Origin of the sequence: Flavobacterium sp. PL02 (genome assembly GCF_035013205.1) — a bacterium.
Classification (GTDB): Bacteria; Bacteroidota; Bacteroidia; order Flavobacteriales; family Flavobacteriaceae; genus Flavobacterium.
Map to the genome: position 1 here is coordinate 1 of NZ_JAYGJP010000001.1, position 12,633 is coordinate 12,633.

The 12,633-nt window shown below is 33.5% G+C and carries 5 protein-coding genes; all 5 read left to right on the forward strand.

The genetic code is table 11. The features are described from left to right. On the forward strand, positions 1–1,510 hold a 1,510-nt coding region (locus SHI72_RS00005; protein WP_323488651.1), incomplete at its 5' end, for an OmpA family protein. Between the two features lie 257 nt (positions 1,511–1,767). Then, positions 1,768–2,193 carry a CBS domain-containing protein gene (locus tag SHI72_RS00010; RefSeq protein WP_039114892.1) on the forward strand — a complete coding sequence of 142 codons (426 nt, stop codon included), beginning with the start codon at positions 1,768–1,770 and terminating at the stop codon, positions 2,191–2,193. Between the two features lie 180 nt (positions 2,194–2,373). Then, complete coding sequence (locus tag SHI72_RS00015; protein WP_323488652.1) at positions 2,374–4,665, forward strand: NADP-dependent malic enzyme; 2,292 nt, start codon at positions 2,374–2,376, stop codon at positions 4,663–4,665. Positions 4,666–4,747: 82 nt separating this feature from the next. Next, positions 4,748–5,329 (forward strand): Holliday junction branch migration protein RuvA, encoded by a 582-nt coding sequence (gene ruvA / locus SHI72_RS00020; protein WP_035617819.1) that lies wholly within the window; start codon positions 4,748–4,750, stop codon positions 5,327–5,329. Positions 5,330–5,361: 32 nt separating this feature from the next. Beyond that, positions 5,362–12,573 (forward strand): cell surface protein SprA, encoded by a 7,212-nt coding sequence (gene sprA, locus SHI72_RS00025; RefSeq protein ID WP_323488653.1) that lies wholly within the window; start codon positions 5,362–5,364, stop codon positions 12,571–12,573. Positions 12,574–12,633: the final 60 nt, after the last annotated feature.

Sequence of the window (12,633 nt, forward strand, 5' to 3'; positions counted from 1 at the left end):
AAAAATCAACTCCACCCAAACCGATTACGGAAGCGCCTATTACGACAACAAACTCGTATTTGCATCCGCCAGAGATACCGGAGGCATAGCCAAAAAAACATTCAAATGGACCAATAAATCCTTCACCAACCTATACACCGCCGAAATAAAAGCCGATGGAACACTAGGAACACCAGAGCGATTTCAAAAGAACATCAATTCCAAATTCAATGAATCCACACCCGTTTTCACCAAAGACGGAAAAACAATGTACTTTACAAGAAACAACTACCTGGAAGGAAAAAGAGGCAAAGACAACCAAAAAATCACCCTGTTAAAACTCTATAAAGCAGAACAAATCGATGGCAAATGGACCAACGTAAGCGAACTACCATTTAATAGTGACCAGTACAGCACCGCACATCCAGCACTAAGCAATGACGAGAAAAAACTATACTTCGCCTCCGATATGCCAGGAACCCTGGGCCAATCCGATTTGTATAGCGTAACGATAAACAGCGACAAAAGCTTTGGAAAACCAGAAAATCTAGGAAAAACAATCAATACCGAAGGCAGAGAAACCTTCTCGTTTATAGCAAACGACAACCAGCTATATTTTGCCAGCGACGGACGACCAGGACTAGGCGGACTCGATGTATACGTTACCAAAATCAATGATAACAACAGCGATAAGAACAACAACGATAACACCTTTACAACAGTACAAAACGTAGGCGCACCAATAAATAGCAAACAAGACGACTTTGCATTTATCATCGATAGCGAAACCCAAAAAGGATACTTTACCTCCAATCGAGAAGGAGGAAACGGCAACGATGATATTTACAAATTAACCCAAACCAGAAAACTAAACTGCGAGCAAACCCTAAAAGGAATAGTAATAGACAAAGAAACCAACGCCATATTAGAGAACGCCAAAGTAACCCTGCTCGACGAGCAATTTAAAACGATAGGCGAGATTACAACAGTAGCAAACGGAACATACAGCTTTAAGATAGATTGTAACAAAACCTATCATGTACGAGTAGCCAAAGAAGATTATGAAACGATAGAAACTCCAGTAATCATAAAAGAACAATCAGGAGAAACAGAGCTAAATATAAAATTAGAAAAACGCATCAAACCAATCACAGTAGGAACAGATTTAGCTAAAACACTAAACATACCTATCATCTATTTTGATTTAGATAAATCCATCATCCGCAAAGATGCCGCCTTCGAACTAGAGAAAATCCTGGCGGTAATGCAGCAATACCCAAAGATGAAAATCGATATCCGCTCCCATACCGATAGTCGTCAAACAGCCAAATACAACCTGGCATTATCAGACAGAAGAGCCAAATCAACCCAACAATGGTTGATAAAAAACGGAATTAAATCTAATCGATTAACCGCCAAAGGATATGGCGAGAGTCAGTTAGTAAATCACTGTTCCGATGGAGTTCCTTGCACAGAAGCAGAACACCAATTGAACAGAAGAAGTGAATTTATCATCATCTCGATGGAATAATATTCAGTACATCTAAATAATAAATACCATATTTAAAAGCAATGCTCTTTTTGAAATTTCAGAAAGGGCATTGTTTGTTTTATATTTAGATAGTTAGTGATGAGTAAATATTCGTTAAATGTGTTATAAAAACAAATAAAACTCTTTATTTTTCTGGTTTTGATAGCTAATTAAATAATTTTTTAAGTTAAAAAGATAAAATAATGTTATTCGTAACTTGTTTTTTTTTAAATTTATAGTTCTTAAAAATATCAGATATGACTGTTAATCAAATACTAAGCACGAAAGGAAAAGAAGTTTATTCAGTACTTTCATCGACTACCGTTTACGAGGCTTTAAAAGTAATGGGAGAAAAAAACATTGGTGCCATCTTAGTAATAGATGGAACAGAGCTAAAAGGTATATTGTCAGAAAGAGATTATGCACGAAAAATTGTCTTAAAGGATAAATCTTCAAAAGAGACATTTGTTCATGAAATCATGGAAAGCAATGTGATTACAATAAGTTTGTCTGATAATTTAGACTCCTGTATGGAGTTAATGAGTAGTAAAAGAATTAGACATTTGCCTGTTGTAGATAATGGTATTGTGGTAGGAATTATTTCTATAAGTGACGTTGTGAAATCAATAATAGAAATTCAAAAGGACACTATTAATCACTTAAATTCCTATATATCACAATAGAATATGGTGTGAAAGAATAGCAAAAAATAGCCTAATTAATTTCAGGTTATTTTTTTTGGATTAAAAATAAAGCTGGTTTTTTGAAAAAAGAGTAATATAAAAGAATAAAAGAATAATATAAAAGCTTCCTTTTTAAGCCAAGTCTTATATCTTTGTAAGCTAGAATAAAATCTAAAAACAATGAATAAAGATAGTAAAAGAAGCGAGGCGTTATTGTACCATTCAAAGCCTACTCCAGGTAAGATTCAAGTAGTTCCAACCAAAAAATATGCAACCCAAAGAGATTTATCTTTGGCATATTCACCAGGTGTTGCCGAACCATGTTTAGAAATTGCAAGAGATGTAAACGAAGTATATAAATACACTGCAAAAGGGAATCTTGTTGCTGTAATCACTAATGGAACCGCAGTTTTAGGCTTAGGAGATATTGGTCCTGAAGCATCAAAACCAGTAATGGAAGGGAAAGGATTGTTATTTAAAATATTTTCTGATATCGATGTTTTTGATATTGAAATTGGAACAAAAGATATTGAAGAATTCATTCAAACCGTAAAGAATATTGCTCCAACTTTTGGAGGTATTAACTTAGAAGATATTAAGGCACCAGAATCTTTTGAAATAGAAAGAAGATTGGTAGAAGAGCTTAATATTCCGGTAATGCATGATGATCAACACGGAACTGCAATTATATCTTCGGCAGCTTTGATAAATGCTTTAGAGTTAGCAGATAAAAAAGCAGAAGATGTAAAAATGGTAGTTTCAGGAGCAGGATCTGCTGCTTTGGCTTGTGCTGATTTGTATGTTTTATTAGGAGTGAAAATTGAGAATATCTTAATGTATAACAGTAAAGGGCTTTTAACTAAAAATAACCCTGCATTATCTGCTTTACAATTAAAATATGCTAAAGATATTGAACCAATTGGTTTAGAAGAAGCTTTAAAAGGAGCGGATATATTTTTAGGATTATCATCAGGGGATATCATGACAGCTGATATGTTATTAGGAATGGCTGAAAATCCAATCGTTTTTGCAATGGCAAATCCTGATCCGGAAATCAATTATAACCTAGCAATTGCAACTCGTAAGGATGTTATTATGGCTACGGGGCGTTCTGATTATCCTAACCAAGTAAATAATGTATTAGGATTTCCTTATATTTTTAGAGGAGCTCTTGATGTAAGAGCGACTAAAATTAACGAAGCAATGAAAATGGCTGCTGTTAGAGCGTTAGCTTCATTAGCAAAAGAGTCAGTTCCAGAGCAAGTAAATGTTGCTTACGGAGCGACTAAATTAGGATTCGGAAGAGAATATATAATTCCAAAACCTTTCGACCCAAGATTAATTACCGTAGTTGCGCCGGCAGTAGCCAAAGCAGCAATGGAGTCTGGAGTAGCTTTAAATCCAATAACTGATTGGGAAAAGTATGAAGAAGAACTTTTGGCTCGTTTAGGAAATGACAATAAAATGGTTCGTTTGATTACAAACAGAGCAAAAATGGATCCAAAAAGAATCGTTTTTGCCGAAGCAGACCATTTAAATGTATTAAAAGCGGCCCAAATTGTATATGAAGAAGGTATTGGTTTTCCAATCTTATTAGGAAATAAAGAAATCATTCTAGAGCTTAAAGCTGAATTAGGATTTGATGCAGATGTTGAGATTATTGATCCTAAAACGAAAGATCAAGAAGAAAGAAGAAACCAATTTGCATCTTCTTACTGGTCAACAAGAGAGAGACGTGGAATATCTTTGCTAGATGCTCAAAAATTAATGCGCGAAAGAAACTATTTTGCTGCAATGATGGTTAATGAAGGAGAGGCAGATGCATTGGTAACAGGTCATTCTAGAAGTTATCCATCGGTTGTAAAACCAATGTTACAACTTATAGAAAAAGCACCAGGAGCTTCACTTGTCGCTACGGCAAACATGATGATGACGAATCGTGGGCCAATGTTCTTATCAGATACTGCGATTAATATCAATCCATCAGCAGATGATTTGGCTAAAATAGCTGTTATGACAGCTAAAACAGCTAAAATGTTTGGAGTAGAGCCTGTAATTGCAATGGTTTCATATTCTAATTTTGGTTCTTCGACAAATCCAGGAGCTGCCAAAGTGAGAGAAGCAGTAGCTTACTTGCATAAAAATCATCCTGAATTAGTTATCGACGGAGAAATTCAAGCTGATTTTGCTTTGAACCCAGAAATGCTACAGGAAAAATTTCCTTTTTCTAAATTAGCAGGAAAGAAAGTTAATACACTTATTTTTCCTAACTTAGAATCGGCAAATATTACTTATAAATTATTGAAAGAATTGAATAAAGTAGATTCAATAGGACCAATAATGTTAGGTATGGGTAAACCAGTACATATTTTCCAATTAGGGGCAAGTGTAGAAGAAATGGTTAATATGGCAGCTATTGCTGTTATTGATGCTCAGGAAAAAGAAATTAAAAAGAATAATTTGATTAAATAATTTCAGGTAAAAAAGTATTGTTTAAAAATTGTGGTATTTTTACTTCAAATTTTACTATATTTGGCGCTGTTAACATTATATTATGATTGCACATTTGCAAGGAAAATTAGTTGAAAAGACGCCTACCGAAGTTGTTATCGATTGTGGTGGAGTAGGATATCATGTAAATATATCTTTACACACTTATTCGTTAATACCAAATAGTGATTTTATAAAATTGTATACGCATCTTCAAATAAAAGAAGATGCGCATACATTATTTGGTTTTATAGAAAAATCCGAAAGAGAAATTTTCAGGATGTTGTTATCGGTATCTGGAATTGGAGCTAATATTGCCAGAACTATGTTATCTTCATTAGATCCGAAACAAATTATTAATGCAATAGCATCGGGAGATGTGGGTGTAATTCAATCAATAAAAGGAATTGGGAACAAAACTGCCCAACGAGTTATCCTTGATTTGAAAGAAAAAATTGTTAAATTGTACGATTTAGATGAAGTTTCAATGCTTCAAAACAATACAAACAGAGATGAAGCGTTATCTGCTTTAGAAGTTTTAGGATTTGTCAGAAAAACATCTGAAAAAGTGGTTGAAAAAATCATAAAAGAAGATCCTGAAGCGACTGTTGAGTCAATAATTAAGAAGGCTTTAAAAAGTTTATAAAAAAAAAACGTACTTTAAAACACACGGACTATATGCATAAAATTTGTATTTTTTTGCTGGTTTTATTTTGTGGGTTTGTATCGGAGGCTCAGGTAAAACAGGAAGCTCAAGATACAACTAAAACAGGGTATTCTGTTGGTAAAATACAAATAAAAGATCCACAAAGTATTCTTTCCGCATATACTTACGACCCTATTACAGATCGCTATATTTATACCAATAGCGTAGATGATTTTTCGATTAATTATCCCATTATTTTAACGCCAGAAGAATACGAAGCTTTAATATTAAAAGAGTCTAGAAGAGATTATTTTAAGAAAAAAGCAGATGCTATTGATGGTAAAAAAGATGGAAGTGAATTAGCCAAAAAAGATTTACTACCTAGATATTATATTAGATCTGGACTTTTCGAATCTATTTTTGGAAGTAATACCATCGATGTAAAACCAACTGGTTCTGTCGAAATAGATTTAGGGGTTCGTTATACCAAACAAGACAATCCTTCCTTTTCTCCTAGAAACAGATCAAATCTTTCTTTTGATTTTGATCAGCGTATCAGTATGAGTTTACAAGGAAAAGTAGGTACTCGATTAAATGTAAATGCTAATTATGATACTCAATCAACATTTGCATTCCAAAATTTAATAAAATTAGAATACACACCATCAGAAGACGATATCATTCAGAAAATTGAAGTTGGTAACGTAAGTATGCCGCTTAATAGTACTTTAATAAGAGGAGCACAAAGTTTATTTGGGGTAAAAGCCCAATTACAATTTGGTAAAACTACAATTACGGGAGTTTTCTCAGAGCAAAAATCCCAAAGTAAAAGTGTAGTAGCCGAAGGAGGAGGTACAGTTCAGGATTTTGATTTGTATGCTTTAAATTATGATAATGACAGGCACTTCTTTTTATCTCAATACTTTAGAGGTAAATATGATTCGTCTTTAAGAAAATATCCTTTTATAGATAGTAGAGTTCAAATAACAAGATTAGAAGTTTGGATTACTAATAAACAAAATAGAGTAAGTACTACAAATAACAATTTAAGAAACGTTATAGCACTTCAGGATTTAGGTGAGGCACAATTATCAGGAGTCCCAGATAGTGAAGTTGTGGTGCTTAATCCTTCAGCGGGAATGTTTCTTAATCCAATAAATTCACCAGCGAATAATAGTAATAATAAATATGATCCAAAATTAATAGCAGGAGGAACAGGTTATTTGAATAGTAATATTCGTGAAATTGTTACTTCAAGCTCAGGATTTAATGGTATTACAGTAAGTGAAGGACAGGATTATTCGAAATTAGAAAATGCAAGAAAATTAAATTCTAATGAATATACTTTTAATCCACAATTAGGATATTTATCGTTACAACAACGATTGGCAAATGACGAGGTTTTGGCAGTTGCTTATGAATATACAATGGGAGATCAGGTATTCCAAGTAGGGGAATTTGGTAATGATGGTGTAGATGGTACAGTCGTAACAGGTAACAATCCTTCAAATCAAGCAATCATAACGCAAAGTTTGATTTTGAAAATGCTTAAAAGCAATTTGACAAATGTTAAGAATCCGGTTTGGAATTTGATGATGAAAAATATCTATCAAATCCCTGGAGCATATCAAATAAAACAAGAAGATTTCAGGTTTAATATTTTATATACAGATCCGTCTCCTATAAATTATATCACGCCAGTTTCAGGAACACCATTTCCTCCAAATCCTACACCAGATAATAAAGTAGAAGAAACACCTTTGCTTAAAGTGTTTAATTTGGATAAATTAAACTACAATAATGACCCACAAACGGGTGGTGATGGTTTTTTTGATTTCTTACCGGGATTAACAATGGATGCTCAAAATGGTAGAATTATATTTACAACCAAAGAGCCTTTTGGAGAATTGTTATTCTCTAAATTATCAAATAGTACAGGAGAGGACTATCGTAATACAAGTACTTATAATCCTAATCAAAGCAAGTATGTATTCCGTAATATGTATGCTAGTACACAATCTGCAGCTTTACAGGATAGTGATAAAAATAAATTCTTATTAAGAGGTAAATATAAATCAACAGGAGGTGACGGAATTCCTATTGGAGCTTTTAACGTTCCTCAAGGTTCTGTAGTTGTTACTGCTGGAGGACGTGTTTTGGTTGAGGGGATTGATTATAGTGTAAACTATCAATTAGGAAGAGTTCAGATTTTGGATCCTTCGCTTCAGGCATCAAATACACCAATAGAGATTTCATTAGAGAATAATTCTATTTTCGGACAACAAACCCGAAGATTTATGGGAATAGATGTGCAACATAAAATTTCAGAGAATTTTACTGTTGGAGGTACTTTTTTACAAATGACAGAGAAACCGTTTACACAAAAATCGAGTTATGGACAGGAATCTGTAAATAATATGATTTATGGTTTCAATACAAACTTCTCTACCGAGATTCCTTTCTTTACCCGATTAGTAAATAAGTTACCATTTATAGATACGGATGTTCCTTCTAATCTTTCGTTAAGAGGAGAAATAGCCTTCTTAAAACCAGGTACTCCAAAAGCAGATAATTTTGAAGGAGAATCAACTATTTACGTAGATGATTTTGAAGGGTCGCAATCAACAATAGATATGCGTTCGGCATATGCATGGAGTCTTGCATCTACGCCAGAGGAGAATGCTGTAAGTACCTATAATTTTAATGCCAAAGCCAATGATATGAGTTATGGTTTTAAAAGAGCAAAACTGGCATGGTACACAATTGATCCAGTTTTTTATTCTTCTAAACCATCAGGGATAAGTAATGATGATTTATCATTAAACTCGACCCGTAGAATTTATAGTGATGAGTTGTATCCATTAACTGATATTGCACAAGGACAATCGCAAGTGGTAAACACATTGGATTTAACTTACTACCCATCAGAAAGAGGACCTTATAATAATAATTTAAATTATGCCACAAACCCAAAAGATAATTTTGGAGGGATAATGCGTGCTTTGAGCTCAACCGATTTTGAACAAGGAAATGTCGAATATATTCAGTTTTGGGTATTAGATCCATTTGTGGGAGCAGGAGAAACAGATCAAACCAATACAGGTAAGGTTTACTTTAACTTAGGAGAGATTTCAGAAGATATTTTAAAAGATGGAAGAAAACAATATGAAAATGGTTTAGGGCCAGGTCAGATTGTGGTTAATCCCCAGCCTATGTGGGGAGATGTTCCAGCATCGCAATCTTTAATTTACGCATTTGACAACGATAGCGGTAATAGAGCCAATCAGGATGTAGGTCTTGATGGTTTACCAGACGCTAGAGAAGGGGCAGTTTATAATAATTTTGCCTCAACAAATGACCCAGCCGCGGATAATTATACCTATTACTTAAATGCTGATGGTGGTGTTTTAGATCGTTACAAGAATTATAACGGTGTTGAAGGAAACTCGAATGTAAATATAAACGATGCAAATAGAGCTTCGACAACACTTCCTGATGTTGAGGATATCAACAGAGATAATACCATGAATACGATTAATGCTTATTATGAGTATAGCATCGATATTAAGCCAAATATGGAAATAGGGCAAAATTATATTACAGATATAAAAAATACCCAAGTGACTATGGTAAATGGAGCAGTAACTGCTGCTAGATGGATTCAGTTTAAAATTCCAGTTTCGCAACCTCAGAATACAATTGGTAATATATCAGATTTTAGATCAATCCGTTTCATGAGAATGTTTATGACAGGATTTGAAAGTGATGTTACAGTTCGTTTTGGAGCATTAGATTTGGTAAGAGGAGAGTGGAGAAGATACACAAATACATTAGATCCTGCTGATGTTAATGTAGAAGACGATAATACGACTTTCGATGTTTCTGCTGTAAATATTGAAGAAAATAGTACTAGATGTCCAGTAAATTATGTTTCTCCTCCAGGAGTAGCGCGTGAGCAATTATATAATAATAATACCATTATTAATCAAAACGAACAGGCATTAGCATTACGAGTTTCTGGATATGGTTTGCAACCAAAAGATTCCAGAGCTGTATTTAAAAATGTAAGTGTTGATATGCGTCAATACAACAGATTAAAAATGTTTTTGCATGCTGAATCATTACCAAATGAGCAGGTGTTGCAAAATGGACAAATGGTAGGTTTTATCCGTTTTGGAAATGACTTTACTCAGAATTTCTATCAAATAGAAATTCCTTTAAAAGTTACTATTCCGGTTTCTACGTCAGGTTCAGATTGTTCTCCTTTAAGCCCTGAAGTTGTTTGGCCAGAAGAAAATAATATTGATTTGGCTTTGTCATTATTGACACAAATGAAAATTGAGGCGATGAAAATTGACCCAAATACACTTCCTCTTGATGGAATTTATTATCCAGATGATGATATAACCAAGCCAGATGGTGATGGAGATAGTACTTTGCGATTAGGGATAAAAGGAAATCCGAATTTTGGATTGGTTAGGAATTTAATGGTTGGTGTGAAAAATGCAGATACACATCAGGATATTAAAGGAGAAGTTTGGTTTAATGAATTGCGTCTTGCCGAGATGGACAATAAAGGAGGTATGGCCGCAATCTTAAATTTAGATACTAATTTTGCCGATTTTGCTACGGTTTCTGCAACAGGTAGAAAAAGTACTATAGGATTTGGGTCTCTGGAACAAGGACCGAATGAAAGAAGTAGAGAGGATATACAGCAATACAATATTGTAACTAATTTGAATTTAGGTAAGTTATTGCCGCCTAAGTGGGGAATTAATTTACCATTTAATTACGCTGTTGGAGAAGAAGTAATTACGCCAGAATATGATCCATTTAATGAAGATATTAAATTGAAACAGTTATTGGATGTAACGACAGATGCTGCCGAAAGAGATAATATAAAAAACCGTGCAATTGATTATACAAAGCGTAGAAGCATCAACTTTATTGGAGTTAGAAAAGATAGAGCGCCAGAGCAAAAACAACACGTTTATGACCCTGAAAACTTTACATTCTCGCAATCATATAATGAAGTGCAACGTCATGATTATGAAATTGCGAGTTACCGAGATCAACAGTCTAGTACAACTGTAAATTATGCATACAGCTTTCAGCCAAAGACAATTGAACCGCTTAAGAAAAATAAATTCTTTAAGAAGAGTGACTATTGGAAATTATTAAGCGATTTTAATTTTAATTATTTGCCATCTAATATCTCGTTTAATACTAATATTATAAGACAATATAATCGTCAGGAATTTAGACAAGTAGAAAATGTTGAAGGTATTGGATTGGATCCAATGTATAGAAGAAACTTTGCTTTTAATTATCAGTATGGTTTTAATTTTAATCTTACGAAATCATTAAAAATAAATTATACAGCATCATCTAATAATATAGTTAAAAATTATATGAATGCAGATAATGAGCCAATTGAGAACTTTAGTATTTGGGATAGCTATTGGGATATGGGTACGCCAAATCAGCATATGCAACAATTGATTTTAAATTACGAAATTCCATTATATAAGATTCCTGTATTAGGATTCTTAAAAGCAAATTATTCCTATACGGGAGATTATAGCTGGCAACGTACTTCAGAGGCATTGTCTAGTTATGAGGATGGAAGTGGTAATTTTTATGATTTAGGGAATACAGTTCAGAATGCAAATTCGAATACATTTACGGCGACCATGAATATGAATACGCTTTATAAATATTTGGGACTTAATAATAAGGGAGGTGCAAAAGTTCCTAAGGCTAAACCAACTGTACCAAAACCAGGAGAGAAAGTAGTAAATACAAACCAACCATTGGTTGTAAATAGTGCATTTCATGATGGTTTAATGGGAGTACTAACAAGTATAAAAAATATTCAGGTAAACTATACTGTTAACAGCGGAACTGTTTTACCAGGGTATACACCAAGCGTTGGATTCTTAGGTTCATCTCGACCATCTTTAGGTTTTATTTTCGGAAGTCAGGATGATGTACGTTATGAAGCTGCTAAAAATGGTTGGTTAACAAACTATCAGGATTTTAATCAGAACTTCTCGCAAGTAACAAACAAGATGTTTAAAGCTACTGCTAATATCGATTTATTGCCAGACTTAAAAATTGATTTGAGTGCAGATCGTGCTTATTCAGCAAATTTCTCTGAACAATATGATGTTGATGAAACTGGATTGTATCATGCGAGATCGCCGTATAATTATGGTATTTTCTCAATCTCGACGATTTTAATAAAAACATCATTTGCTACAAGCGATGAAAATTCATCATCTGCATTTGATGATTTTAGAAGTAATCGTTTGATAATTGCAAATCGTTTGGCAGAGGGGTATTATGGTTCAGGAGTTGAAATTCCAAGATATGGTGATGCAAATAATCCTATTCCAGGGCCAACAGATCCAAAATATAATTTATTTGTTTCAAATCAAGGGTATCCAATAGGATATACAAAAAGTAATCAGGCAGTTTTACTTCCTTCGTTTTTGGCAGCCTATTCAGGAGGTGATGCATCAAAAAGCTCGACAGGTATTTTTAGAAACTTTCCGCTTCCAAACTGGAGTATTAAATATAATGGATTGATGCGTTATAAATACTTTAAAGATAAATTTAAGCGTTTCTCTTTGCAGCATAATTATAGAGCATCTTATACGATTAACCAGTATCGTTCTAATTTTAAATATGATCAGAGTCCAGGAGGATTGGATCCGGATAGTGGTAATTTCTATAATGCGACAATCATGTCTAATGTCAATTTAGTAGAGCAATTTAGTCCGCTTATTAGAATGGATTTCGAGTTAAAAAGTTCGTTGAAAGTACTTACAGAAATTAAAAAAGACAGAGCATTGTCGATGAGTTTTGATAACAATCTATTGACGGAAGTTAAAGGGATGGAGTATATAATAGGTTTAGGATATCGTATTAAAGATGTGATTTTTTCATCGACATTAGCTGATAGTCCTACAGGAGTTATAAAAAGTGATATTAATATAAAAGGAGATTTATCATATCGAAATAACCAAACGATGGTGCGTTATCTAGATTATGATAATAATCAACTTGCTGCAGGACAGAATATTTGGTCTGTAAAAATTACAGCAGATTATTCATTTAGCAAGAATCTAACGGCAATTTTTTATTACGATCATTCATTTTCTAAAGCAGTTATTTCGACTACGTATCCTTTAACGAATATTCGATCAGGATTTACAATTAGATATAATTTTGGAAATTAAATTTCAGATTCTAAAGCGGATTTGATTAGAAGATTGTTACATTTGCCCTATTAAAATTCA